Raw genomic sequence first — 26,110 nt, 5'->3', positions numbered from 1 at the left:
CGACCGTTATGGCCGAAACACTGATCAAGATCGATTTGAGCAAATCCGCGTACGAGAACGAGAACATCCACAACCGCTGGCACCCGGACATCCCCATGGCGGCCACGGTCAAACCCGGGGACGACTTCATCCTCGAGTGCTACGACTGGACCGGCGGCCAGATCAAGAACGACGACTGCGCCGACGACGTGCGCGATGTCGACCTGACCCAGGTGCACTTCCTTTCCGGCCCGGTGGGCGTGGAAGGCGCCGAGCCCGGCGACCTGTTGGAAGTGGACATCCTGGACATCGGCGCCTTCCAGGAAAGCCAGTGGGGCTTTAACGGTTTCTTCTCCAAGCAGAACGGCGGTGGCTTCCTGACCGAACACTTCCCCGAGGCCCAGAAGTCGATCTGGGACTTCAACGGCATGTTCACCAAATCCCGCCACATCCCGAATGTGGAATTCGCCGGCATGATCCACCCGGGTCTGATCGGCTGCCTGCCCTCCAAGGAGATGCTGGCGGAATGGAACAAGCGGGAGAAAGAACTCTTCGATACCGATCCGGACCGCGTGCCGGGCCTGGCCAACCTGCCGTTCGCCGACACCGCCCACCTGGGCAAGCTGGCGGGTGATGCCGCCAAGGCTGCCGCCGGCGAAGCCGCCCGCACCGTACCGCCCCGCGAGCATGGTGGTAACTGTGACATCAAGGACCTGAGCCGCGGCTCCAAGGTGTATTTCCCAGTGTACGTGAAGGGTGCTGGCCTGTCCGTGGGTGACCTGCACTTCAGCCAGGGTGACGGCGAAATCACCTTCTGCGGCGCCATCGAGATGGCCGGCTGGATCCACCTGCGGGTCAACCTGATCAAGGACGGCGTGGCCAAGTACGGCATCAAGAACCCGGTGTTCAAGCCCAGTACCATCAAGCCGCGCTACGAAGACTACGTGATCTTCGAAGGCATCTCCGTGGACGAGGAAGGCCAGCAGCATTACCTCGACGTGCACGTGGCTTATCGCCAGGCCTGCCTGAACGCCATCGAGTATCTGACCAAGTTCGGCTACACCAGGGCTCAGGGTTACGCCCTGCTCGGCTGTGCGCCGGTGGAGGGTCATATCAGTGGCGTGGTGGACGTGCCCAACGCCTGTGCGACGCTCTGGCTGCCGACCGAGATCTTCGACTTCGACATCAACCCGACGGCGGAAGGACCGACCAAGAAGGTCACGCCGGGCACCGACGTACCCCTGTCACCGGACAAGGAGTAAGCCATGCCACTGTACGACTACAAGTGCCGTGACCACGGCCTGTTCCAGGAGCTGGGCACCATGGCGGAGCCCGGCAAACCGGCCGAGTGCCCCACCTGTAAGGCCCTGTCGGCCCGGGTGATTGCACTGCCGCCCCATATCATGGGCATGGACCCGGCCAAACGGCAGGCGGAAGCCCGGAACGAAAAGGCCCGGCACGAGCCGATCATCTCCACCGCCGACCAGCGGGCCCGGGGAGCCGAGCACCGCAAGAGCTGTGGCTGCAAGAAGAAATCGGACGGCAAACACATGCTGTTCTACACCGCCGACGGGAAGAAGATGTTCCCCTCCATGCGGCCCTGGATGATCAGTCACTGATTGCGAGTGGTAGTCCTGTCACGAAGTTGGCCCCCGCCTGGGGGCCTTTTTTATGCCCGCCTTGTTCTTCCCCTGATTCGTGTATATAGTGTTTTCATCCTTGGTTCACTACCAGATATTGTGATCAATTGCTGATCACTGCGGTAGTCGGGAATCCGGTGAGAGTCCGGAACTGACGCGCAGCGGTATTGGGGAACGAGCGTGGCACGCATGACACTGGCGCAAGCCGGGAAGTCGCCACGCAAGGCCGGATCAACCGATCCACGCCCCTGAGTCCGAAGACCTGCCAGGGAGGTGCTGTTTCCAGCCCATCGGAGACAGCGCGACTGCACCTTCGCGACTCAGGCGCCTGCATCAGGCCCATCAAGGTGAGCAGCAAACGGACACGGCCACGCACAGCCGCCAGTCTCTGGCCCCGTGCCGCCGGTTCGGCCTGCGTACGCGAAGGACATGGAATTCAACGCGTATTCAGGAGAACACCGCATGTCCGCTTCTGCCCTGGCCGAACCCCGGTCCAGCTCGCACACCGATACCCAGACCCTCCAGGTCATCAAACGCAACGGCACCCTCGTGGGCTTCGATCCGTCCAAGATCAGTGTCGCCGTCACCAAGGCCTTCCTGGCGGTGGAAGGAGATCCGGCCGCCGGCTCCGCCCGGGTGAACGACGCCGTCCGCCGGGTCACCGACCAGGTGATTCAGGCCATCCGCCGGCGCCTGCAGGCCGGCGGCAAGGTCCACATCGAAGACATCCAGGACCAGGTGGAACTGGCGCTGATGCGGGCCGAAGAACAGAAAGTCGCCCGTGCCTATGTGCTCTATCGGGAAGACCACGCGCGCCAGCGGGCCATCGACGAACCGGTGGAAGCCCACCCGCACCTGACCGTGAAAAAGGCCAACGGCGAGACCGCCCCGCTGGACCTGGGCCTGATGAAACTCCAGGTGGAACAGGCCGCCGCCGGCCTGGACGCCATCGACGGCGAATCCCTGGTGGAAGACGCCCTCACCAACCTGTACGACGGCATTGCCGAGGCCGACGTGCTCGCCGCTCTGATCATGACTGCCCGCAGCCGCATCGAGCGGGAACCGGACTACAGTGCCGTCACCGCCCGCCTGCTGCTGGAACAGCTTCGCCTGGAAAACGCCGCGGCCCTCGGCCTGCCCATGAGCCTGCCGCTGGCGGAGATCTACCCCCAGGCACTGGCTGCATTCATTGAAGCGGGTATCCGATACGAACTGCTGGATGAAGCCCTGGCCGCGTTCGACCTGGAACGCCTCGGCGCCGCCCTGAAGCCGGAGCGGGACCTGCAGTTCGGCTTCCTCGGCCTGCAGACCCTGTACGACCGTTATTTCCTGCACTGGAACGGTGCCCGCCTGGAGCTGCCCCAGGTGTTTTTCATGCGCGTCGCCATGGGCCTGGCCCTGAGGGAAGACGACCCCAACGAACGGGCCATCGAGTTCTACAACCTGCTCTCCAGCTTCGACTACATGGCCAGCACGCCCACCCTGTTCAACAGCGGCACCCGCCACTCCCAGCTGTCCTCCTGCTACCTGACCACCGTGCAGGACGACCTGGAAACCATCTACGGCGCCATCCGCGACAACGCCATGCTCTCCAAATGGGCCGGCGGCCTGGGCAACGACTGGACGCCGGTGCGGGCGCTGGGCTCCCACATCAAGGGCACCAACGGCCAGAGCCAGGGCGTGGTGCCGTTCCTGAAAGTGGTGAACGACACCGCTGTGGCGGTGAACCAGGGCGGTAAGCGTAAGGGCGCGGTGTGCGCCTACCTGGAGAGCTGGCACCTGGATATCGAAGAATTCCTGGAACTGCGTAAGAACACCGGCGACGAACGCCGCCGCACCCACGACATGAACACCGCCAATTGGGTGCCGGACCTGCTGATCGAACGCATGCGCGAAGACCGTAACTGGACCCTGTTCTCCCCCAGCGACGTGCCGGACCTTCACGACCTCTACGGCAACGCCTTCCGGGAACGCTATGAGCACTACGAGGCGCTGGCGGAACAGGGCGAGATTACCCTGTTCAAGACGGTCTCCGCCAAACAGCTCTGGCGCAAGATGCTCACCGTGCTGTTCGAGACCGGCCACCCCTGGATCACCTTCAAGGACCCCTGCAACCTGCGCTCACCCCAGCAGCACCGGGGCGTGGTACACAGCTCTAACCTGTGCACCGAAATCACCCTGAACACCAGCGCCGATGAAATCGCCGTGTGCAACCTGGGTTCGGTGAACCTGGCGGCCCACATCCGCGACGGCGAACTGGACGTACAGCGGCTGGAACGCACCGTGACCACCGCCGTGCGCATGCTCGATAACGTCATCGACATCAACTACTACGCCGTGCCCCAGGCCAGGAACTCCAACCTGAAACACCGCCCGGTGGGCCTCGGCCTGATGGGCTTCCAGGACGCCCTGTACCAACTCGGCCTGCCGTACTCCAGCCCCGAAGCGGTGGAATTCGCGGATGTGGCCATGGAGCAACTCAGCTACTTCGCCCTCCGCGCGTCGGCCACCCTGGCCGGCGAGCGCGGCGCCTACGACAGCTACGAAGGCTCCCTGTGGCACCAGGGCATCCTGCCGGTCGACTCCATCAAATTGCTGAGGGAGAACCGCAGGGAAGGGGATTTGTCTGTGAATACCAACGCCCGGCTGGACTGGTCGCCGGTGCGCGAACTCATCGCCAGGAACGGCATGCGCAACAGCAACGTCATGGCCATCGCGCCCACGGCGACCATCTCCAACATCGTCGGGGTGTCCCAGTCCATCGAACCGGCGTACCAGAACCTGTTCGTCAAATCGAACCTCTCCGGCGAGTTCACCGTGGTGAACCCCGCCCTGGTGCGCGATCTGAAAACGGAAGGCCTGTGGGACAACGTGATGGTCAACGACCTCAAGTACTTCGACGGCAGCGTGCAACAGATCGACCGCATCCCGCCGGAACTCAAGGCCCGCTACGCCACCGCCTTCGAAATCGACGCCCGCTGGCTGGTGGAAGCCGCCGCCCGACGCCAGAAATGGCTCGACCAGGCCCAGAGCCTCAACCTCTACATGGCCGAACCCAGCGGCAAGAAACTGGATGCCCTGTACCAGCTCGCCTGGGAACGCGGCCTGAAAACCACCTACTACCTGCGCTCCCTGGGCGCTACCGGCGCTGCGGAAAAAGCCGCCCCGGTCGCGGCCCCGCAGCCACAGGTGTGCAGTATCGATAATCCGGATTGCGAAGCCTGTCAGTAACCACTCACTTTATTCAGGAGGCAACCATAATGCTGGACTGGGACGACGAACCGAATACCCAAAGCAAACCGGCCGCAAGCAGCGGCCCGGCCCCCGTGAACGTGGACGACAAACGGGTAATCAACGGCGAGACGGATATCAACCAATTGGCGCCGTTCAAGTACCCCTGGGCCTGGGAGTACTTCATGAACGCCAACAAGAACCACTGGACGCCGCTGGACGTGAACATGGCCCAGGACGTTCACGACTACCACCATCGCCTCACCGCGCCGGAAAAACACGTGTACGAAAACGTGCTGGCGTACCTCACCACCTCCGACATCCTCGCCATGCGCAACATCGGCCTGGCGGTGATGGAGAAAATGAGCGCCCCGGAACTGCAGATCTACCAGGCCCGGCAGGTGTACGAAGAAGCCATGCACACCTGGGCCTACCAGCACTGCATCGAAACCCTCAACCTCGACCAGAGCGAAATCTACAACCGCTACCGCGTGGTGCCCGCCATCAACGGCAAGATCCAGATGGCCAACCGCCGCCTGGACGCTGCCATGCGCTCCGACATGAACCTGCGCAACAAGGACGATCTGCACGAGTTCATCATGTCCTACCTGTTTTTCGCGGCAGTTTTCGAAGGCGCCTGGTTCTATAACGGCTTCAGCCCCATCTTCGCCCTGCAGCGCCGGGGCCTGATGCGCGGCACCGGGGAACAGCTCCAGTACATCCTCCGGGACGAAGCCATGCATTTCTCCTTCGGCCTGAAAGTGGTGAACCAGATCCTCGAAGAGGAAAACATCACCCTGGACCCCAAGGCCGTGCGCGACATGTGGGACGAATCCGAAGCCGCTGAAACCGCCTACGCCAACTACATCCTGCGCGATCCGATCCTGGGCTATTCCGCCGAGTACCACAGCGAGCAGTTCCGCTTCGTGGCCAATCGCCGGGCCCGAACCGTCGGCCTGGACGAACCCTTCCCGGGCGCGAAAAACGTCTCACCCTGGCTGGACGAACAGGCGACCATGCGTAAGGAGAAGAACTTCTTCGAGACGCGGGTGATCGAGTACCAGACCGGGGCTCAGTTGGAGTGGTGAGGGCTTGCTGACCTCTAGCCAAGCGGACTGCGCACTCCGGCGAAACCCTGGCCGAGAACGTGGGTGTAAATTTGCGTGGTGCGCAGGTCCGCGTGGCCGAGGAGGTCCTGAACCGTTCGGATGTCGGTTCCCCGCTTCAAAAGTTCCGTGGCGAAGGTGTGTCTAAAGGTATGGCAGCCGGCACGTTTCCCAATGCCGGCTTCCTGTGCAGCCGCCCGCACGGCCCGCTGTACAGAGGATATGTGGCGATGATGACGAGCAACGTTGCCGAGATTATCCGTGCTGAGCGTGGGGGAAGGGAACAGCCACTGCCATTCCAGAGATTTTCCGGCATTGGGGTACTTGCGGGCCAAAGCAAATGGAAGGCTTACCGGATGCAGGAACTCCTCATCTCGCTGTTTCCAGGCCTTGCGAATAGCGTCAACATGATCGTGCAACGGCCCAAGGAGCGTCATGGGAAGAAGGGTTGTTCGGTCTTTGGCGCCTTTACCATCCCGCACGGTTACCACCTGCTGCTGAAAATCGAGGTCTTTGATGCGCAAGCGACAGGCTTCTGTAACACGCAATCCGGAACCATAGAGCAGCGAAGCAATGAGCCTGTCGGTTTTACCAAGCCGGTCGATAATCTGCATGGCTTCCTGATGCGTCAAAACCACGGGTAATTTCCGGGGTTTCTTTGAGCGAATAACTTCGCCAATCTCACCGAGCGGCTTGTCCAGCACCTTGTCATAGAGAAAAACGAGAGCATTCAGGGCCTGTGCCTGGGTGGCAGCCGCGACATTGCGATGCACTGCAAGCCAGGTCAGAAACTCATTGACCTCTCTGGGCCCCATATCGCGAGGGTGTCTCATTTGCTGAAAACGAATGAAGTAGCGGATCCAGTACCAGTAGGTTTTTTCGGTACGAATGCTGTAATGATTCACGCGAATAACGGCACGAACCTGGTCCCGTAAGCGAGGCTGTTTCCCTTTCATTCGTCCCGGCTCCCTGCCAATACTGTATTTTTATACAGTATTATTGGTGGCGTGGATCACAGATGTCAAATGATTACATGGAAAGGCAGTGTGTAGTGGGCTAACCTGTTGTTTTATAAATTTATGGGCACTGCGTACTGTGATCCAGAAACCGTAATAACGAAGCGGTCAAATTCCTGCAATCATGAAGCGCTCTGTCTAATTGCTGTTAGAATAAATCCACGTGATGAATGTTTTATTATGAATAAGGTACTTTAATGAGATATAGCATACTTTTTAGAATTAAGAAAATTGCATCGTATTCCAATATAGCAATGGTTTGGTTTGTTTTTCTTCTATTAGCAGGTTGCAATGATGGCGACTCTGGAGATGCAAAAAATAATGAGATAAGAAGTAAGGCTAGCGGTATATGGGAGTTATCAAATGAAGGTGTTTGTGGTGCAGCGCTAGGATGCACTACTTGGTTTATTGTTACCGAAGAAAAGTATGCATATCAAATTTTCCACGCAAATGAAACAGAACGATCTCAAGGTGCTGTCAATTACCCCAATCTGTTTTGGGCAATGGGAAAGGTAAAAATAGAGAACAATAAGATAGAGTTTGAGTTAGAGCCTGAGGAAAGTAAGGTATACATAAGTGGCGGTTCCGTGAGGTCGATAGTTCCAGCTATTTCTGTAAAAGGGTTTGATATAGTTTCTGAAAATAAACTGATAACACGGAACTCGGAAAGGAAGGTATTAAATCCATTAGATGACCTGTATAGAAAAAGCGCATCTCTAGAGGGAATTTCAGGAATTTACGTTAACTTTGATGGTGACCGCACTATAACGGTGAACTCATCGGGTGAATTAACAGGTGCCTCATCACCTGGCTGTAATATCTATGGAAAATTGACCATGCCTGACCCACGGTTTAATTTATTTGAAGTGAAAATTATATCTGATTCCTGCATAAGTGACGGCTCTAAAGAAGGGTTGGTTATTTTAAATGAGAAACATGACGCGCTAGATTTTTCTTACATAGGGGATGGATCATTTTCCGGGCGCTATAATAAGCAATAATCATTTACTTCAACCTTCCCCTACCTGTTCTAACAAGTGCAGGCAAGGGACGCTCCTGACGTCGCGCCCCTGCTGCAAGCGTTAGCTGTAATCCAAACGAAGGAGAAAGAAGTGAATAATGATCATCGAGAACATCTTGTAAAAGTTCCGGCAATTACACTCGGCTTCTGGGTTATAAAAATTCTCGCTACCACACTAGGTGAAACTGGCGGAGATGCAGTTTCAATGTCAATGAGCTTGGGTTACCTAGTTAGCACTGGCATCTTCATGGTTTTGTTTGTAGGTGCAGTAATTTTTCAGATTAAGGCACCAGCATTCCATCCATTTGTTTATTGGGCAACTATCATTGCTTCTACCACAGTAGGGACAACACTTGCTGATTTCGCAACGCGTTCTATTGGTATCGGCTACGCTGGTGGGTCTACATTGTTGTTTATTTTACTGCTGTCTTCTTTGCTAATTTGGTACCGCGACCTTGGTCGTGTTGATGTTTCATCAGTTCATACGCCTAAAGCAGAGTCTTACTATTGGCTGACTATTATGTTTTCTCAGACTCTCGGTACTGCTTTGGGTGATTGGACTGCAGATACCGCTGGACTTGGTTATGTTGGTGCAGCAGCTATTTTCAGTGCAATGCTACTATCCGTTGTTTTGCTGCATTTTTACACTAAAGTTTCCAAAGCCATATTGTTTTGGTCAGCTTTCATTCTTACACGTCCGTTAGGCGCGGTTGTCGGAGATTTCCTAGATAAACCATTAGCAAATGGGGGGCTCGAACTTAGTCGTTACACAGCAACGGGAGTATTGCTGGTTTTAATCGCAATTTTAATTGTTGTATTGCCTCAAAGCGCGGCAGTCAAAGCGCATTAAATCACAGCTAACAAGGCGCTGTTGCCGGACAAATTTTCCGCTGCGCTCCAAATTTGCCGCAAAGCACGGCGTTAAGCAGTTGGCTTTGACGCTTTAGTTTTCGCAATTGGAATTGATGCATGAGCAAATCTCTTAGCCAGTCCGAGGTTAAAAATGTTCTTCTCGATGACGATGCATTTGTTGAGCTATTAGACGCTTTCGAGCAACGTTCTATTTCAGAAGAATGCGACGGTGAAGATCCAGGTTTTTCCTCATGGTATAGGATGGCGCTCGATACGCACATCAAGAACAATTCAACTGTAATCGACGCCTTCCAAGAGTCACCGATCGAGAAAATTTTTCTCCGCTCCCTGCTGCTTGGGTTCGTAAAGGCAGATCCATTCGGGCTTGTTATCCATCAGTTTGGCCGTGATGCGCTACAGGAAGTGGAGTATTTTCGAGAGTATTATGGGCGGTTCAAAGAATTTATCGCATGGTGGGAGCGTCGCCAGAAACCCTTCTCTGAAATAGAGGCCTATTTGGATTCCGAGCTCATTGCAGGACGCATGGAGGCGCAAGAGCGTAATTATTTGCGGCACCTGACGTTCCGATATTACTACCTTATGATGGACCACAGTGTTCATTTGACTATTCAGCCAAATTTTCCCAACGTTCAAGTGGATGGTCGAGGCATACGCCCTGATCTTTACTTTTGGAGCCCAGAGAGATCTGAGTTCGGCCTCATTGTTGAATGTGACGGATTTCAATTCCATTCTTCACCAGGAGCATTCTCAAAAGACCGTAAGAGGGATCGAGTCCTGGCAATTCGCGGTCTTCGCACTCTTCGCTTCTCAGGGTCAGAGATTACGAATACTCCAGTAGACGCCACCCGAGATATTCTGGAGCTTCTTTGGAAGGAGCAGGGTGGTTGGCTGCAATAATGCTTAACAAGGCCATAAGGTTGTTTCGGGCCAATGGCCTTCCACAGGACGCCCTTGTCAGGGCGCCGCTTATGGCTGGCGTTAAATCCGAGGGCCTATCGTGCGAAATATTGACCTGTTTAACCTACATGTTGCTGAAGTATTGGGCTCTTGCTACGAAAGCTTTCCGGTGAGAGTAGACATCAAATACGAAGACCTTGGAAAAAACGTACACGACAGGTACACATCGGGGTTTGATGAGGAGCTTTTTTACAACGCACAGGAATACGAAGAGCTCGCAGCTGCCACAGTAAATTGGCTAACAGACGCTGGGTATTTGTGGATTGGTAAGAAGGTCTACGGTTCGGTTAAAAACGTCACGTTGACACCAAAAAGCTTGGAGTTGTTGAACGCGACTCCACAGGCACTTGAAATGACGGATTCAATGGGGACCATTCTTGCGGATGGATCTAAAACACTTGGGCGTGAGACTGCTCTGTCTGTCATTCGGTCTGTACTGTCGGAAGGTGCGAAGCTTGCATTTTCAGGCAATATTTAACAATCACGGACACAGCGACGGTTACTCCATTGCGGCTAAGCCTCCATTCCGTAACCGCGCATGCTGTTGGCGTTAAAACGCAAGTCGTAAATTGGTCGTACGGTGCGTCAATAAAAACAGCGGTAAACGGTTAGCAAGTGCCGTCCGTTTGAGGAACCAGCTTCAATGCTAGAAGCGTAACTCCGGCCTAGTGCGTTCGTTCCTCGTGCCGGTATTAGGCGGCATCGTAAAAGCACGGTTTATCCCGTTCGATCTCCGTGATATCGTCAGCTTTTACGCTAAAATTCAACCAGTGGAGCGGTCAATCAGTCGTGCGTCGGTCAGTGTTCAATGCCGGTGCTTTTTAACAAGGCCATTAAATTGACAGCTTTTTCGTTACGCTTTTTGTGCTGGAAAAGCTAGCACAAAACGCTTCACTCCAAAGCTGCAATTTATAGCGGCGTTAGCTGTAATCCAAACGAAGGAGAAAGAAGTGAATAATGATCATCGAGAACATCTTGTAAAAGTTCCGGCAATTACACTCGGCTTCTGGGTTATAAAAATTCTCGCTACCACACTAGGTGAAACTGGCGGAGATGCAGTTTCAATGTCAATGAGCTTGGGTTACCTAGTTAGCACTGGCATCTTCATGGTTTTGTTTGTAGGTGCAGTAATTTTTCAGATTAAGGCACCAGCATTCCATCCATTTGTTTATTGGGCAACTATCATTGCTTCTACCACAGTAGGGACAACACTTGCTGATTTCGCAACGCGTTCTATTGGTATCGGCTACGCTGGTGGGTCTACATTGTTGTTTATTTTACTGCTGTCTTCTTTGCTAATTTGGTACCGCGACCTTGGTCGTGTTGATGTTTCATCAGTTCATACGCCTAAAGCAGAGTCTTACTATTGGCTGACTATTATGTTTTCTCAGACTCTCGGTACTGCTTTGGGTGATTGGACTGCAGATACCGCTGGACTTGGTTATGTTGGTGCAGCAGCTATTTTCAGTGCAATGCTACTATCCGTTGTTTTGCTGCATTTTTACACTAAAGTTTCCAAAGCCATATTGTTTTGGTCAGCTTTCATTCTTACACGTCCGTTAGGCGCGGTTGTCGGAGATTTCCTAGATAAACCATTAGCAAATGGGGGGCTCGAACTTAGTCGTTACACAGCAACGGGAGTATTGCTGGTTTTAATCGCAATTTTAATTGTTGTATTGCCTCAAAGAGCGGCAGTCAAAGCGCATTAAATCACAGCTAACAAGGCGCTGTTGCCGGACAAATTTTCCGCTGCGCTCCAAATTTGCCGCAAAGCACGGCGTTAATTACCAAGGAGAGGTATGGACATTAGCTTCAAGGTGAATGACCCCATTACCACTGACCAGTTCATTGGGTTGTTGGAGAGTTCTGCACTCGGGGAGCGACGGCCAATCCACGACCGAGAATGTATGGAAGGGGTGGTTTCCAATTCCAATCTCCTCGTAAGCGCTTGGGATGAGGATTTATTGGTCGGAATCGCCCGCAGTGTCACGGACTTTCACTATGCGTGCTACCTGTCCGATTTGGCCGTTCACAAGGGCTACCAAAGATCAGGAATAGGTAAGCGATTACAGTCACTGACCCAAGAGCAACTGGGGCCGCTCTGCAAATTGATACTCATCGCAGCACCGGCAGCCAACTCGTACTATGGTCAGATTGGTTACACGCACAATGACCGCTGTTGGGTTCTGGATCCGGGGGTGACCATTGGCAATTAACAAGTCAATGAAGTTCGTTCTGCACTTCCCCCACTTCAATAGACACGCATCGATAACTCCGAAACAGGGGAACTACGATGCCGAAGATGCTCACGGGGAAGAAAACTCAGCAGTACAGCACTGAGTTCAAGGTCAAAGCGGTGGAGTGGAGTCACCAGGCCCACCGCAGTGTCAAAAGCGTTGCCGAAGCGCTGGATATTCACCCCTTCATGCTGTCACGCTGGCGTAAGGAATATCGCGAAGGAAAGTTCGCTATGAAACGGGTGAAGAAAGCGCCAGCTGACGCCAAGAAGAAGATCCAGGAGCAGGATGAGATTGCTCGCCTGAAACGCCGTATTTCGGAGCTTCAGGAGGAAAACGACATCCTAAAAAAGTTTCAACGTTTTCAGGCCGAGGAACGACGGAAGCGTTCCGATTCGTCTGGCAGCACCGACGAGAACACGGCGTAAAAGCCCTGTGCCGGCACTTGAACATTTCACGCTCTGGGTACTACGCCTGGGCCAACCGAAAGCCTGGCAAACGAGCGATGGAGAATGCCGATCTGCTGCTAAAGATACGCAGGATCTTTCGTGATAGTGAAGGCCGCTATGGCAGCCCAAAGGTTTACCAAGCCCTGAAAAACCAAGGTGTGCGAGTGGGAGAAAACCGTGTGGCCCGCTTGATGCGGGAATGGGGTATGAAGGCCAGGACCTACCGAATCTATCGGCGTTTGCTCACCCGGCGGGCCCTCCTGCGGGCATGGCCAAACTACCGTCTGGCCACTGAGAAGCCAATTACCCTGAACCAGCAGTGGAGCAGCGATGTTACCTACATCAAAATGGGTCGGAAGAACGTGTTTCTGGCGGTGGTACTTGACCTGTTCTCGCGTCGCATAGTGGGCTGGAAGCTGGAGGCCAATCTGAACGGCGAGCTATCCAGCGGCGCTCTTAAACAAGCCCTGACGGACCGCTCACCGCCGCCTGGTCTGTTACTACATACCGATCGGGGGACTGAGTTCAGGGCTCTTAAAATGCGTGACATGCTTGCCCGTCACCAGATCGTTCACAGCATGAGCCGACCGGGCTACTGCACGGACAATGCCGAGGTGGAGTCCTTCTTCAAAAGTCTGAAAGGAGAACTGCTGCACGCAACCAGCTTTGTCACGCTTCGCCAATTAAGACACCATATAAAACACTATATTGAGCGCTTTTATAATACCGAACGGCTGCACAGCAGCCTCGGTTACCGGACTCCGTTGGAGTTCGAGAGCGCTAACTGATGGGAGCGTGTCCAATTATTTGGGGGAGTACCATTCCGGCGGACGGCCTCCACCGGACGCCCCTGGCGGGGCGCCGCTAAACAAAAGCGTTAACCACTTTATAAGCTCGAAGACTGATGGTTCTCAGAGGAAGCAGGGAGGTCAATTAGGTAGGTTTTATGGATTGGGCAAAAGAAATTGTCGTCATGGTTGCTGTGAAACAGGCAATTGCTGACTTGGACGACCAAGGTCTGTGGCCTCACCATTTTCCAGAAGTTGCCGCTTCAAATGATGATTTGCAGTCCTTGGAAGCTAGCTTGGGTTTTGAGCTAGATAAGGAGTTTGCTGTCTTTTTGACCAAGGCAAATGGTTGGAAGGGGTTCTACCAGACGGTGAACCTTTTCGGTACGTCCGAGTTGGCTGGCGGTCCAGAGTTTAGGCGAGCCGAGAAGGTTCTCGATAGCATCCAGAAAGATGTCCTTAGTCAGTCCGGCCTTGCTCGAAACAGTCTTCTCCCCATTGCCGCAAGTACTGCCGATTCGGATGTATTTGCCCTTTGCAAGCCAAACTCCCAGTTCTTTGGTCAAATAATCTGGCTTGCGGGAGCTGAGATTGATCGATTCTCATCTTTTAACGAATTTTACTTGTCCATGGTCGATTACAATCGAAATGAGTACCAAGACTTGAAAAATGAACGAACTTGGATGTGAACCTTTAGCTCCCATCGAATTTGGAGAAATGCTTGCCTAAAGGCAACTAACGGAAGTCGATAGACAGGGCGGTAAGGGGCACTCCTAGTAATGTTCACTAGGAATGGTGCACTTGGTTAACAAGGCACGCAAGGCGGACGGCCTAAGGCCGCCGCTTCGCTCAGCGTTATATGCCAGTGATAGCCAGGTCCAGAGCTCCAACAATCTGATCTCTGAAATGCGATAGAGAGCCAACCGGGTTCTTGAGATGCTTTTCTGGGACAGAGGAAATTTGCGGGGTTAACAGTAGAAGTTCCTGGTCGGCAAAGCTGATTTCCGGCGTGAGTCCTTGCATGGCTTCGCCACCAAAGGCAGACCGGTTCCCCAAAGGAATGACGATGCGAGTTGCCAGTTCGCTCAGCAGGCTGCTTTGAATATCGACAAGGTACGGGTAGTGCGTTTTGCTTGTTTTGCTTGGGTTGAGATACACATCGAACTGTGCCATCAAAACTCCCTGAATTCGTCGCCGAAGCATCCGTGTTGTTCGACGAAATCATTGTAGCTTTTTATCGCAGCGCGATTTTCTTCGACCCATTGGGCTGCCTCGCGTTTGGCAAGCTCTTCTTTCAGGGCTCGCTCCAGGGTAGCGGACAAGTTAATCTTCAGTTCCCGGGTCTTACGCAGCAAATCGCTATTAATTGATAGGTTAGCTGCTTTTTTGGGTGCGGCTGCGTTATAGAGTTCGGCCATCGGAGCCTCCAAGTGGCTGTTTAATGCACCACTTCAGTTTATGCGCACTGGAATGCGCATTCAAGCATTTGACCAACGGCTGTTGTCGGACGCGTCTGTGCTATCGCTCCGGCACGCCGCGCAGCCAAGGCGTTAAATCAGTAGTGATACCGGAGCTGGGCGATAATCAAAGCGTCATCCGTGACTTTGTAAACTATTCGGTGTTCTTCGTTGATCCGGCGAGACCAGTATCCGGCGAGGCTGTGTTTGAGGGGCTCTGGTTTGCCAACACCTTCGAACGGTTCTCGCTTGGTTTCCTTGATCAGCTTGTTGATTCGGTTAAGAATCTTTTTGTCGGTTTTCTGCCAGTACAGATAGTCTTCCCAGGCGTTCTCAGAGAAGATGAGTTTCATTCAAGAAGTTCCTTTTCTTGACCACCCCCTTGCTCTAGTTCGGCAACGGATTCCAGCAAACGCCGTGCGTTTTTTGGTGCGCGCAGAAGGTATGCAGTTTCTTGCAGCGCCTCGTAGTCCTCCAGGGAGATCATTACCACTGACTGCGACTTGCTCCGGGTGATGATCACAGGGGAATGGTCTTCACAGACCTGCTCCATGGTTTTTGCTAGATTGGTTCTAGCGGCTGTGTAGCTAATGGCATCCATACGGCTGCTCCTGTACAGGATATTGAACATGGTCAGGATATCGTACATAAAAGGATTTAACAATCAGCTGCACAGCGACCGATAGTCCGCCGTGTCGAATCTTTTATCGTGAGGATGAGCAGCGGGTTGTCGTCCTTTATGTTATGCGAGAGGAGCGGCAGCTTCGTGCGTACATGCTTGGGAACAGCTAACCATGCATGTCACCATAAACAAGGAGTAGTCATAAGCAATGGCAAGGAATCGCGGCCAAGGTGGGCCAATTGAATCACGGTTGATCAGCCTCTTTGCATCTCTGTTCTTCTCCATCCCGACCGCAGCGTTTGTCTGGCTCTGTGCCAACCTGGAGTTGGCTGTCTATTGGGATGGTTTCCTCAGTAGTCGTTACCTCATCGTATGTATCATCGTATTCGCGGCATTGGCTCTGCTGCTCCCGCAGCTCTTCCCATCCATCCTCGGAGGTATCTGGCGAGGTATAGCGAAGGTTTGGAGCTGGTGGGGGTGGTAGCTTTCGGCCTGGCGGCCGTCCATCGGACGCCCACTACACTGTGCTTCGCAGGCGCCGATTAACATTCAGCGTTAGGAATTTACGTGAATTACAACAATCGCATTTTTCGAGGCAGGACGAACTCCGAGAACGGCGAAGTGGGAGGTCAAACCAGGTTTCATTATCGGCAAAGTGAAGATCGGGTGTGGGCCACCTATAGCGGTGGCGAGGTAGCCAGCGGGCACCTCCAGGGAAAGGTCCATGCCGATGGTAGCCTGGAGTTTGTTTATCACCATGAAAATGTCGATGGCGAACTGATGGCCGGGAGGTGCGTCTCAACTCCTGGCCGGGATAGTGCCGGTACTCTCGTGCTTAAAGAGAATTGGCAATGGTTTACCGGAGATCGAACATCCGGGCATTCGGAAGTTGAAGAGATCACCGACGATTCCTGATCACGCCTCCGCCCGATCCCGCCGAATCAGCAGTACCAATGCCAGCGCCGCCAGCGATCCCATCACTGTGGCGAAACTGATCCCGGTCGTCGTAAGGCTGGTCACGGTGGCCATCAGACCCAGGCCGATGACCGGTACCGAGATAGCGACATAGGCCACGACAAAGAACGTGGACGTCACCGCGGCCTTCTCCCCAGCCGGGCTGGCCAGGGCGATCGCACCCATGCCTGCCCGGAACGCAATGCCCTGGCCCATACCGGCAATCACAGCACCGACCATGAACAGGGAGAGGGACCGGGTATAGATGCCCAGTGCTATCGGAATCACCCCGAGCATCAGAGACACGCAGCCCAGTGGAAGGCGAAGCCTGAGCGGCAGTTTGCCCTGCAGGAACTGGCCCAGGGTTGAGGCGATGAAGATGCTGCCGGCGACGACGCCGATCAGCAACCGGTTGTCATAGCCCAGCACCTTGCCCATCATCGCCGGGGCGATGGATGTGAAAAATCCGCACATGGCGAAGCCGGCAAAACCGGCAATGGCGGCGGGAATGAAGACGCCGAGGACTTCCGGGGGCACATTAAGGCGCTGGATGGACAGTTTGGGGTGAGCGGGTTTCGAGACGGTTTCCGGAGCCGCCCAGATGCAGCACACTGCCAGCACGGCCATGGCGATGTGTACCAGAAAGGTCAGGTGCAGTGGCCGGGGCAGGAACTCGGAGAGGGCACCGGCAAGCATGGGCCCGAGGCCCAGCCCGCCCATGTTCGCCGCGGTAGCAAAGAAGGTGGCCTTATCCCGCCAGTGGGGTGGGGCCAGTTCAAGGACGGCCACCGTGGCGGTGCCAGTAAAGATCCCGGCGGACAGCCCGGACAACACCCGGCCGGTCAGGATCATCGCCAGGCCATTGGCCTGCCAGAACACCAGGTCACTGATGATGGAGCAAGCCAGCCCCGCAAACAGTAATGGCCGGCGTCCCACCTGATCCGACCAGCGTCCCGTCAGCACCAGGGCGGTAATCACACCGCCGGCATAGGCTGCAAAGATGATGGTGATCATCAGATCGGAAAACCCGAATCTGGCCTGGTAGATGGGGTAGAGCGGGGTCGGCATGGTGGTGCCGATCATCGTGACACTGAAGGTAAAGGCCGCGCCCAGGAAAATGAGTAGCGGAAACCACGGGTGTTGTTTGGAGGGGGCCATGCATGAGTTCCGATAAGCGGCTATTGAGAGGTCGGTTACGTTATCAGATGCGTCGCACGGAATCGAAGCATCGGGATGACGGAGGCGAGCGTTCACTCACTCTACCCGGCATTATGTATGTGCGACCTGAAAACCATAGAGGGAAACTGGATGACGGATCACGTTGGTTCTTGCCTGTGTGGCACCGTACGATTTGAAGTGCACGGGGATTTCGACAGCTTTTACCTGTGCCATTGTCACCATTGCCAGAAGGACACGGGCTCGGCTCATGCGGCAAATCTGTTTTCGCAGTCAGCCAAGCTGACCTGGCTGGCGGGTGAAGATGCCGTGACTTCCTTTACGCTTCCGGGTACGCGCCACAACAAGAGCTTTTGTAAATTGTGTGGCTCGGCATTGCCAAGCACTCAGATTGCGGGTTTGATTGTTGTTCCGGCAGGGAGTTTGGACACTGAAGTCTCTGTATCGCCAACTGCGCACATTTTCACATCGAGCAGAGCAGTTTGGGACGGAGCGATGGGTGACGTACCAGAGTTCGAGGGCCTGCCGGAGTGAGCTAAGATCACATAACAATGCCCTCGTCTGAGGCAACTCTTTCTGTTGCATTCTCGCCGCTGATCAGAACAGCAAATCTCAAAGGAACAGTCGATGAAAGGTGAATGTCTCTGCGGTACCGTGAAATTCCACATTGAGGGAGAGATTCGAAACCTCTATCAATGTCACTGTTCGTTGTGCCGCAAGGCAACAGGAGCGTCAGCGAATGCCGCGACGTTTGTTCAGGGCTCCGCTTTTCGTTGGGTGTCCGGTGAACGCCGGATCAGTTCGTTCAAAAAGCCCAGCGGTTTCCGGAGCGATTTTTGTTCCGTATGCGGCAGTCCGGTTCCCAACAGCCTGGGAGACAGCGGGATGATCTGGATTCCGGCCGGGTTGCTTGATGAACCTGTCGAATCGCGGGTTTCGGTTCACCTCCATACAAAATCCGCTGCCCCGTGGGAGGAAGACTCCGCCGGGTGTGTTCGACTGGACGGTGGGCCTGAAAGCCTGGAAGCACTTAACAAGTTGTTGTAGCCCGGAGACACCATCATGCCTTCCCCCCTCGTGACCACCGACTGGCTACAGGCCAATCTCGATAACCCGGATCTGGTACTGATCGACGCGAGTATGGTCAATGTGATTGGCAAGGAGCCGATCGTTTACGACGCTCCCGTGTTCATCCCGGGGAGTTACCGGATCGATCTGGAGGGAACACTCTGCGATACCGAATCGCCTCAGGTTCATGCTTTCCCGACGGAAGCGCAGTTCACCGCGGAGGCCCGCAGGCTGGGCATTGGCCCGGATAGCCAGGTGGTGCTGTACGACAACCAGGGCATCTACTCGGCACCGCGGGCCTGGTGGATTTTTCGGGCAATGGGTGTGGATCAGGTGTTTGTGCTGGATGGCGGCCTGCCGCAGTGGTTGGCCGAAGGGCGTGACACCGTCTCTGCACCGGTGGCGGAAGCGGCCAACCCCGGCAGCGTGATGGGCAAGTTCGATCGCACTCGGGTTCGGGATTCAGATTACGTGTTCCAGCATCTGGACGACGAGCAAGTCATAGTCCTGGATGCGCGATCCCGTGCACGGTTCCTGGCGCAGGCGCCGGAACCGCGGCCGGGTGTGCGTGGTGGCCACATCCCGAATTCTCTCAATCTGCCGTTTTCCGAGGTGCTGGCCGGCTATCGGTTCAAGCCGGAGGATGAGCTGTCAGACACCTTTGCCCGGCTGGCGCCCTCGCTTCAGCCCGGCAAGGAAGCGCAACTGGTGTTTTCCTGTGGTTCCGGCATCACCGCCTGCATCATCCTGCTGGCGGGTGAGCTCGCCGGGTATGACCGGTTGTCCCTCTACGACGGCTCCTGGGCCGATTGGGGCAGCAATGAGGCGTTGCCGGTGGCCTGACACACCCCGCTCGAAAAAAATCCGAAAAAAATAAATCCAGCTGCAACTTTCTCCGAATCCGCCGCGTAACCCGAGGTGGCTCCCCGGTTTTTAACCGGGTGGAAATACAACAATAAGGCAGAGCCGCACTCGCGTGGCTTCTGCCAGGAGAGAGCTACATGTCTATAAAGCAGCATTACATGCGAGCATCTTTAGCATCGGCAATTGCACTGACCATAGCCGGCACGACGCCAGCCTACGCTGGACTGCTGGGTCTACTTGGTGGTGACGGTGAGAGTGCCGGCGACGGTTACCCCTCGGAAGTCACGGGTGACGGCGGTTCCTTCAGCGAACCCTTTGCCGAACCCACCATTCAGGTAGACGATCAGCAGGTAGCGACTGATCAGCGTTGTATCCCGGATACCGACGGTTCCCTTCAATGCAAACCGGCGGCGGGCACTATCGCCGTGTTGGGCGATGGTCGTTTTCTGTACCTGAACGCCCTCGAAGGCACCGAAAACGCGGAACTGGCCGTCATCGCGCAATTCGGCGAGATTTCGGTGAACGATCAGTCGCGGGTTCTGACACTGGGCAAGAATGACCAGCCGAGTTGGGCCAAACCCTCGCCGATCGATGGCGGTGCCAATCCGGACGGCAACGACAGCACCACGCTGACCGACGGGCTGCTGGATACCGCGGACAACACCGCCAAGAACGACGGTGCGCTGTTCTGTGCCGACGTGGCGTTTCTCGCCGATGGCCGGATGATCGCAGTGGGCGGTACCGACTACTATTCCGAGCCCGGTATCGACGATGTGCCGGTCGGTGTGGTGGAGTTGGAAGGCCTGAAGTCCTCACGGATCTTTGACCCGGAGAACAACACCTGGAGCCAGAGCGGCGACATGAATTTCGGCCGCTGGTATCCCAGCCTGGTGAGCCTGGCCAACAGTGACCTGTTCGTCGCCAGCGGCGTGACCAAGCTGCTCAAGCCGGTGTACCCGGACGATCCCATCCAGTCGGGCCGTAACGTGGTCCAGACGGAAACCTACGATACTGATAGTGGCACCTGGAGTGACAACGGCTCGACGGCACAGCGTTCATTGCCGCTGTTCCCGCGTATGCACCTGCTGCCCAACGGCTACGTGTTCTACAACGCCGGCGGCCAGGCCTTCAATCCCTTCGGGCAGGCCTATGACCAGGCGCTGTGGAACATTGTCGGTGCCTACAATCCCGAAACCCATCAGTGGACCGATTTGGGTTATGCCGGCCTGCCGCTGAAGATCAACGATGTGGGTCTGGACGCGCTGAGCACCACGCTCAATCCCACCAATATGAGTTCGGATCAGGTACAGACTCTGTTGGGAGACCTGGTGGGCAAGACCCTGGACGATCCGACGTCGGTCATTGGTCAGTTGCTGGGGCTGCCGGTGGATGACCGCTCCCTGGAGCGTGCCATCGGATCCGGCATGCGCGGGTCGACCTTCTCGATACAGCTGCCCCTGCGCCCGGACAGCAACGGCGGTTATCACAAGTCGGAATTCCTGACGGCCGGTGGTGTGCCAACCTATGTGGTCGCGGGCAGCCCGGGCGGTTATCTGCCGGTATCGTCATCACGGATCGATACCGTGTTGACCAATGGCGCCGACATGGCCTACCAGTCCCGTCTGACCGGTTCGCTCAACCAGCCCCGCTGGTATGGCTCGGGCGTGATGATGCCGGACAACAGCGTGATGGTGTTCTCCGGTGGCACCCGCGATGGCGTGGTGGCGACCGGGCTGGAAGGCGCGATCATCCAGGCCGAGCGGTTTGATATTGAAACGGAAACCTGGAAACCAATGGCGCTGGCGCATCGTGAGCGGACCTATCACAACACCGCCGTGCTGATGCCGGACGGCCGGGTGCTGGTGGGTGGCCACTCGCCGATCAACACCGCCTACCTGTCGTTCGTCAACCTGGACGAACTGGGCTTTGCGGATTACGCCGGGCGTGATCCGTCGTTCGAAATCTACACGCCTCCTTACGCAGCACGGGACGATCGTCCGACGATCCAGAAAGCGCCCGTCGCACTGCTTACCAATGGTGGCGAGTTCGATATCCATACCGACCGGACGGACATCGACCAGGTGATGCTGATTCGCCGCAAGGCCACCACGCACCTGGTGGACGGTGACCAGCGTACCGTTGTGCTGCCGATCATCGACCGCAACAACAAGACGGTCACGGTGAAGATGACCAGTAACCGCGCGGTCCTGCCGGCGGGCCAGTACATGCTGTTTGTCAGCTACAAGGCAGACGACGGCATGCGCCTGCCCTCGGAGTCCACGCCGGTAAGCGTGCTCGCCGATCCTGGCAACCCGTCCGGTCCGCTCACCCAGCAGGTGACCCCGTCGCCGGAAGACACCGATGGCAGTGGCGGATTGCTCAGTGGTCTGCTCAACAGCGGTGACAATGGCGGTTCGCTGCTGGATCCGATCTTGGATCTGAGCTCGGGTGGTATCAGTGCCGTGCCGACCCTTGGCCAGCTTCAGGACGGTACTCCGCAGTTGCTGAACGAAGCCGGCGTTGCCGTTGAAGGCGGTGCCTCGGTGTTCAAGCAGACCGTGAACAGCGTGCCTGTCGCGCTGGAAGGTCTGATTGTCGACTTCACCAGTCTCGACGGTAGCCTGTGATGAACCCCTCCACACACACTCCCCCCCTTCGGGGGGGGCTTTTTGTTGCACTCATCGCTGCCAGCCTGCTCTGGTCGTTGACGGCCTATGGCCACGGCGAGAGCGCGAACGAGGGCAAGGGTACGGTTCGAGTGGTACTTGACCCACTACCGCCGGAACTGTCGGCACTGCAGATACAGCTGCGCCGAACGTTGGCACCGCAGCTATTGGTTGCCAACCCCACCGACGAACCCTTGATGGTAGCGGACGAAAAAGGCCGGACGTTTCTGCGCATTGGCCCGGGAAAGACCGAAGGGGATCTGGGCGCGGCGGCGTTCCACCGTACCAACACTCTGATGGCACCCGGTACGATTCCAGTGGACGCCTCCGGCGAGCCGCGCTGGACGGTGGTGGAAGCTACACCGAACTGGGGCTGGTTTGATCTGAGGCTGCGGACCGGCCCGGTCGACGTGCCCCATCAGGTTGTCGACGCCGATGAGCGTGCCAGCGTTGGCCAGTGGTCGGTGCCGGTACGTCTGGGCGATACCGAAACGGCGATCTCAGGCCATTTCGAGTATGTGCCCGCTGCGAAGGGCATCGCCCAGGCGCAGGTGGTGGATGCCGGAGCGTTGAAGGGCCAGGCTTTGGTAAGAGCCATGCCCGGCAGCGCCCGTCCGGGACTGTTTTTGTCCTACCGGGGCGATACGCCGGCGACGCTGATGGGCGCACAGGACGAGCCTTTCCTGCGGTTCTCATCGCAGGGCGTTGAAGCCAACCTTCACAGTCCGACCTGGGCCCGGGTCGCGCCCGCCGGTTCGCCGACGCTCGTGGCCGCTCAGGGCGATACCAACGTGCGCTGGGCGAAGGTCTCGGACGGCCGGAGTTACGGCTGGATCGAACCGCGCGCGGCCTATGCGGATACGGTTGAACATCCGACACGACCCCACGTGGTCAAGCGTTGGCAGATACCTCTTCGCATCGGTGATAACAGCAGCCACATTGAGGGTGTGACCCGGTGGGTGCCTGGTCTTCCATAGCGTTCTCGGGGAAGATAGCCTCCATGTGAGGCTGAACCCGTGCGAGACCGGCAATGAAGATAACAAGGAAGAACCTGTTCGATGCCGCAGAGGCGAAACTCATTTCTCCCGAGCAGGCCGAAGCGCTTCTTGAGTTTTTCGAGGTGCAAAACAAGGACGTTCCCCGCTTCACCTTCACCCATGTGCTGTATTACCTCGGCGGCCTCATCGCGATTGGCGCGATGACCCTGTTCATGAACCTGGGTTGGGAGGCCTTCGGCGGTGCCGGGATCCTGTTCATTTCGGCGGTGTATGCGGCACTGGGGCTGACGGTCACCAACGTATTGGCGGCCCGGAATCTGGCCATTCCCGCCGGTATCTGCGCAACCTTTGTGGTGTGTCTCACGCCGATCGCTATCTATGGCCTGCAGCAATGGCTCGGTGTCTGGCCGGATGAGAGCGTTTACCGGGACTATCATCGCTACATCAAGTGGCACTGGCTCTACATGGAGCTAGGGACCCTGGCCGTCGGTGTGATCATTGCCTGGAAGTACAAATACCCGTTCCTGATCATGCCGATTGCGGTCACGCTCTGGTACCTGTCCATGGATCTCACGGCCATGCTGTCCGGCGGCGACTTCGACTGGGAGTTGCGCAAGCTGGTCTCGCTCTATGCCGGCTTGTTAATGATCGGCCTGGCAATCTGGGTGGATCTGCGTTCCCGCCGGAAGCTGGATTATGCCTTCTGGATCTACATCTTCGGCGTAATGGCCTTCTGGGGTGGTCTGTCCGCCCAGCAGTCGGACAGCGAGCTCTCGAAATTCCTGTATTTCGTGATCAACCTCGCCATGATCGGCGTAGGCGTGCTGTTGATTCGCCGGGTTTTCGTGGTGTTCGGTGCCATCGGCAGCTGTGGATACCTGGTGCACCTGGCCTCGGATGTCTTTGAAGACAGCTGGTTCTTTCCAATCTCCCTGACGGCGATAGGGCTGGGCATCGTTTATCTTGGAATCCTCTGGCAGAAGCATGAGAAGGCGATTGCCGCGAAAGCCCGGCGAATACTCCCCACCTCCCTGAGAGAGTTGCTAGAGTTAAGATCATAAGATCGCGTTGAAAAGGGAGAACGCCATGGCGGAGTGCTCATCCAGATCGAAGATCGCCTGCGAGATTCGCTGCATGAATCCCGATGTTGTCGAAGAGGCGCTGAACCGCCTTCGCCCTACGGGCAAGGAATGGGTGTCGTACACCTGTCAGATCTCCGGCAAGACCGAAGCCATTCTGCTGATCGGTGACGAGTTGGCCCGCCGGCTGGCGGGATCGGTTCCGGAGGTGGAGGACAGCAACGGCATGAAGATCCTCGCCGGTCTCTATTCAGCGGAGCTCTGCGAGTGTGACGTGGCAACCCTGACGAAGCTGCCCGAGGCAGAGGTCATTCGCCAGCTGGAGCGCTTTGTGGCTTCCGGGATCGTCGCCCATCGGATCATTCACGGTATGAACTATTACCGCCTGGATTCGGACGCGGTTCGACAGGCAATCAAGGGGGCGATCGAGTCGCCAGATTCCGGATCTGGTGGAACCATTCTGGAATCCACGATCACCTGCCCGGAATGCGGACATCAGAAAACGGAAGTCATGCCCACGGACGCCTGCCAGTATTTTTCCGAGTGCGAGTCCTGCCATACCATGTTGAAACCGAAGGCCGGTGATTGCTGCGTATTCTGTTCCTACGGTTCGGTGCCCTGTCCGCCCATTCAGGAAAACCCGGGGAGGAAATGCCATGACGTATGATTTTCTGGATGAAAGCGGCCAGATTCTTCGTGAGGCGGGTCGGCTTGGTGGGATCGATCCCAATGTGATGGCGTTCCTCGCGGCTCCCGCCCGCGTGGTCTCATTCCGTATACCCCTGAAAATGGACGATGGCAGTTTCCGGGTGTTCGATGCCCATCGGGTCCGCTATAACGATGCACTCGGGCCCAGTCGCGATGGCACCCGTGTTTCCCCCGATCTCGACCTCGATGAGGTGAAATCCCTGGCGCTGATCATGTCGATCAAGCACGCGGCCGGCCGGATACCGGCGGGCGGCGGTAAGGGAGGTATCGAGGCCGACCCGCGTGAGCTGAGCCCGCGGGAGTTCGAGTCCCTGTGCCGGGCCTACATCCGTTTCCTGCGTCCCCGCGGGCAGGCCTACGATGTGCCGGGGGCTGATATCGGCACTGACCTGCAGACCATGAGCTGGATGCTGGACGAGTACGAGTCGATTACCGGTTATCACGAGCCTGCAGCCGTCAATGATAAACCGCCAATTCTTGGTGGGTCGTTGGGTGGCTATGAAGCCACCGGGAGTGGCGTTTTCGATGTGTTCAGCGTGGCCGCGGAGCAGGCCGGTCTTGAAATTGACGGGCTGCGCATTTCTATCCAGGGATTTGGCCAGGTCGGTTCCGTGGCCGCGAGCAAGTTCCATGATGCCGGGTGCGTCGTGGTGGCAGTCAGCGACAGCCGTGGTGCCGTCTATGCGAACGAAGGGCTGAATATTCCGGAGCTTCTGGAACACAAGCGAGTCACTGGAAAAGTCACTGGCTTTGCCGGCAGCCAGGACCTGTCCGGCGGAGCGATGCTTGAATGTGACTGTGATGTCCTGGTGCCGGCATCGGTGCAGGGCGTGATTACCGGGGAGAATGCAGGCAGGATCAAAGCCCGGATGCTGGTGGAGGCCGCCAATGCGCCGACCACGGTAAAGGCCGAAGCCCTGTTGCTGGAAAAAGGGACGATCATCGTGCCCGATGTGCTGGCCAATGCTGGCAGTGTCCAGTTGTGCCAGATGGAACGCAGCCAGGGGCTGTCCGACAATTACTGGGATCTAGAGACGATCAACCGTCTGCGACAGGAACGTTTGGCGCGAGCCTATCGGGAAGCGGTGGATACCGCAGCCGGGCATGGTTTGAAATCGGTACGTCTGGGTGCCTGGATCAATGGCCTCAAGCGGATGGAAGAGGCCATGCATCTGCGTGGCTGGTGCTAGGCCACGGTTAGAAAATAATCCGCCCACAAGG

Annotated in this window: 27 protein-coding genes, 1 pseudogene and 1 riboswitch; of the genes and pseudogenes, 22 read left to right on the top strand and 6 right to left on the bottom strand. The window is 56.4% G+C overall.

What is annotated here, in order from left to right; all coding sequences use genetic code 11:
- Positions 1-8: 8 nt before the first annotated feature.
- From fmdA to MLD04_RS07645, 4 genes are all read left to right on the top strand, one after another.
- Entirely contained in the window at positions 9-1,241 is a 1,233-nt protein-coding gene (gene fmdA / locus MLD04_RS07660) for a formamidase (RefSeq protein ID WP_248156476.1), read from the top strand.
- A 3-nt stretch (positions 1,242-1,244) separates the two neighbouring features.
- Positions 1,245-1,598 (top strand): zinc ribbon domain-containing protein, encoded by a 354-nt coding sequence (locus MLD04_RS07655; protein WP_248156474.1) that lies wholly within the window; start codon positions 1,245-1,247, stop codon positions 1,596-1,598.
- An 84-nt stretch (positions 1,599-1,682) separates the two neighbouring features.
- Positions 1,683-1,903: riboswitch (cobalamin riboswitch) on the top strand.
- Between the two features lie 178 nt (positions 1,904-2,081).
- Entirely contained in the window at positions 2,082-4,850 is a 2,769-nt protein-coding gene (locus MLD04_RS07650; RefSeq protein ID WP_248156472.1) for a ribonucleoside-diphosphate reductase subunit alpha, read from the top strand.
- Positions 4,851-4,879: 29 nt separating this feature from the next.
- Positions 4,880-5,938 carry a ribonucleotide-diphosphate reductase subunit beta gene (locus tag MLD04_RS07645; protein WP_248156470.1) on the top strand — a complete coding sequence of 353 codons (1,059 nt, stop codon included), beginning with the start codon at positions 4,880-4,882 and terminating at the stop codon, positions 5,936-5,938.
- Positions 5,939-5,952: 14 nt separating this feature from the next.
- On the opposite strand, the gene MLD04_RS07640 is transcribed toward MLD04_RS07645, so the two are convergent.
- On the bottom strand, positions 5,953-6,912 hold the full coding sequence (locus tag MLD04_RS07640; RefSeq protein ID WP_248156468.1) for an integron integrase: 960 nt from the start codon (positions 6,910-6,912) through the stop codon (positions 5,953-5,955).
- 257 nt (positions 6,913-7,169) lie between these two features.
- Here MLD04_RS07640 and MLD04_RS07635 point away from each other — a divergent pair, with 257 nt between their 5' ends.
- The 9 genes and pseudogenes from MLD04_RS07635 to MLD04_RS07595 all read left to right on the top strand — a co-directional run bounded on the left by MLD04_RS07635 (position 7,170) and on the right by MLD04_RS07595 (position 13,986).
- Positions 7,170-7,973 (top strand): hypothetical protein, encoded by an 804-nt coding sequence (locus tag MLD04_RS07635; protein ID WP_248156466.1) that lies wholly within the window; start codon positions 7,170-7,172, stop codon positions 7,971-7,973.
- A gap of 111 nt (positions 7,974-8,084) precedes the next feature.
- Positions 8,085-8,843: a COG4705 family protein gene (locus MLD04_RS07630; RefSeq protein ID WP_248156459.1), complete on the top strand. Its 759-nt coding sequence runs from the start codon at positions 8,085-8,087 to the stop codon at positions 8,841-8,843.
- Between the two features lie 119 nt (positions 8,844-8,962).
- Entirely contained in the window at positions 8,963-9,763 is an 801-nt protein-coding gene (locus MLD04_RS07625) for an endonuclease domain-containing protein (protein WP_248156457.1), read from the top strand.
- Between the two features lie 100 nt (positions 9,764-9,863).
- Complete coding sequence (locus tag MLD04_RS07620) at positions 9,864-10,301, top strand: hypothetical protein (RefSeq protein ID WP_248156455.1); 438 nt, start codon at positions 9,864-9,866, stop codon at positions 10,299-10,301.
- 472 nt (positions 10,302-10,773) lie between these two features.
- Positions 10,774-11,532, top strand: a complete 759-nt coding sequence (locus MLD04_RS07615) for a COG4705 family protein (RefSeq protein WP_248156453.1) — start codon at positions 10,774-10,776, stop codon at positions 11,530-11,532.
- Positions 11,533-11,622: 90 nt separating this feature from the next.
- Positions 11,623-12,039 (top strand): GNAT family N-acetyltransferase, encoded by a 417-nt coding sequence (locus tag MLD04_RS07610; RefSeq protein WP_248156451.1) that lies wholly within the window; start codon positions 11,623-11,625, stop codon positions 12,037-12,039.
- A gap of 77 nt (positions 12,040-12,116) precedes the next feature.
- On the top strand, positions 12,117-12,488 hold the full coding sequence (locus MLD04_RS07605) for a transposase (RefSeq protein WP_345799611.1): 372 nt from the start codon (positions 12,117-12,119) through the stop codon (positions 12,486-12,488).
- Positions 12,467-13,297: pseudogene (locus MLD04_RS07600) on the top strand (IS3 family transposase); the annotation flags it as partial. The gene MLD04_RS07605 and the pseudogene MLD04_RS07600, both read left to right, overlap by 22 nt.
- Before the next feature lie 158 nt (positions 13,298-13,455).
- Complete coding sequence (locus tag MLD04_RS07595) at positions 13,456-13,986, top strand: SMI1/KNR4 family protein (protein ID WP_248156449.1); 531 nt, start codon at positions 13,456-13,458, stop codon at positions 13,984-13,986.
- Between the two features lie 166 nt (positions 13,987-14,152).
- Here the strand turns inward: MLD04_RS07595 and MLD04_RS07590 are convergent, their stop codons facing one another.
- The 4 genes from MLD04_RS07590 to MLD04_RS07575 form a co-directional block, all read right to left on the bottom strand.
- Positions 14,153-14,470 (bottom strand): CcdB family protein, encoded by a 318-nt coding sequence (locus MLD04_RS07590; protein ID WP_248156447.1) that lies wholly within the window; start codon positions 14,468-14,470, stop codon positions 14,153-14,155.
- Positions 14,470-14,715 (bottom strand): type II toxin-antitoxin system CcdA family antitoxin, encoded by a 246-nt coding sequence (locus tag MLD04_RS07585; protein WP_248156446.1) that lies wholly within the window; start codon positions 14,713-14,715, stop codon positions 14,470-14,472. The genes MLD04_RS07590 and MLD04_RS07585 overlap by 1 nt, the downstream gene beginning before the upstream one ends.
- Positions 14,716-14,852: 137 nt before the next feature.
- Positions 14,853-15,107, bottom strand: coding sequence for a Txe/YoeB family addiction module toxin (locus tag MLD04_RS07580; RefSeq protein ID WP_248156444.1), 255 nt, complete (start codon positions 15,105-15,107; stop codon positions 14,853-14,855).
- A complete protein-coding gene (locus MLD04_RS07575) occupies positions 15,104-15,355 on the bottom strand; it encodes a type II toxin-antitoxin system Phd/YefM family antitoxin (protein ID WP_012137510.1) in 252 nt (83 codons plus the stop codon). Before MLD04_RS07575 ends, MLD04_RS07580 begins: the two co-directional genes overlap by 4 nt.
- A gap of 588 nt (positions 15,356-15,943) precedes the next feature.
- Here MLD04_RS07575 and MLD04_RS07570 point away from each other — a divergent pair.
- Positions 15,944-16,291: an avidin-fold protein gene (locus MLD04_RS07570; RefSeq protein WP_248156437.1), complete on the top strand. Its 348-nt coding sequence runs from the start codon at positions 15,944-15,946 to the stop codon at positions 16,289-16,291.
- Here the strand turns inward: MLD04_RS07570 and MLD04_RS07565 are convergent, their stop codons facing one another.
- Entirely contained in the window at positions 16,292-17,488 is a 1,197-nt protein-coding gene (locus tag MLD04_RS07565) for an MFS transporter (RefSeq protein ID WP_248156435.1), read from the bottom strand.
- Positions 17,489-17,638: 150 nt separating this feature from the next.
- Here MLD04_RS07565 and MLD04_RS07560 point away from each other — a divergent pair, with 150 nt between their 5' ends.
- The 8 genes from MLD04_RS07560 to MLD04_RS07530 all read left to right on the top strand — a co-directional run bounded on the left by MLD04_RS07560 (position 17,639) and on the right by MLD04_RS07530 (position 26,079).
- Positions 17,639-18,040 carry a GFA family protein gene (locus MLD04_RS07560; protein WP_248156433.1) on the top strand — a complete coding sequence of 134 codons (402 nt, stop codon included), beginning with the start codon at positions 17,639-17,641 and terminating at the stop codon, positions 18,038-18,040.
- Between the two features lie 93 nt (positions 18,041-18,133).
- Positions 18,134-18,553 carry a GFA family protein gene (locus MLD04_RS17760; RefSeq protein ID WP_379883039.1) on the top strand — a complete coding sequence of 140 codons (420 nt, stop codon included), beginning with the start codon at positions 18,134-18,136 and terminating at the stop codon, positions 18,551-18,553.
- A gap of 15 nt (positions 18,554-18,568) precedes the next feature.
- Entirely contained in the window at positions 18,569-19,417 is an 849-nt protein-coding gene (locus MLD04_RS07555) for a sulfurtransferase (protein ID WP_248156430.1), read from the top strand.
- Between the two features lie 158 nt (positions 19,418-19,575).
- Complete coding sequence (locus tag MLD04_RS07550; RefSeq protein ID WP_248156428.1) at positions 19,576-22,065, top strand: galactose oxidase early set domain-containing protein; 2,490 nt, start codon at positions 19,576-19,578, stop codon at positions 22,063-22,065.
- A complete protein-coding gene (locus MLD04_RS07545) occupies positions 22,065-23,081 on the top strand; it encodes a hypothetical protein (RefSeq protein WP_248156427.1) in 1,017 nt (338 codons plus the stop codon). The genes MLD04_RS07550 and MLD04_RS07545 overlap by 1 nt, the downstream gene beginning before the upstream one ends.
- Positions 23,082-23,134: 53 nt before the next feature.
- Positions 23,135-24,163: a DUF2157 domain-containing protein gene (locus tag MLD04_RS07540; RefSeq protein ID WP_248156425.1), complete on the top strand. Its 1,029-nt coding sequence runs from the start codon at positions 23,135-23,137 to the stop codon at positions 24,161-24,163.
- A 25-nt stretch (positions 24,164-24,188) separates the two neighbouring features.
- Entirely contained in the window at positions 24,189-24,848 is a 660-nt protein-coding gene (locus MLD04_RS17795; protein ID WP_465262276.1) for a GDCCVxC domain-containing (seleno)protein, read from the top strand.
- On the top strand, positions 24,838-26,079 hold the full coding sequence (locus MLD04_RS07530) for a Glu/Leu/Phe/Val family dehydrogenase (protein WP_248156417.1): 1,242 nt from the start codon (positions 24,838-24,840) through the stop codon (positions 26,077-26,079). Before MLD04_RS17795 ends, MLD04_RS07530 begins: the two co-directional genes overlap by 11 nt.
- Positions 26,080-26,110 lie beyond the last annotated feature (31 nt).

The organism is Marinobacter koreensis, from assembly GCF_023156285.1.
Lineage (GTDB): Bacteria > Pseudomonadota > Gammaproteobacteria > Pseudomonadales > Oleiphilaceae > Marinobacter > Marinobacter koreensis.
Note: the sequence above shows the minus strand (reverse complement) of the source record. Positions and strands in the feature narration are given on the sequence as shown.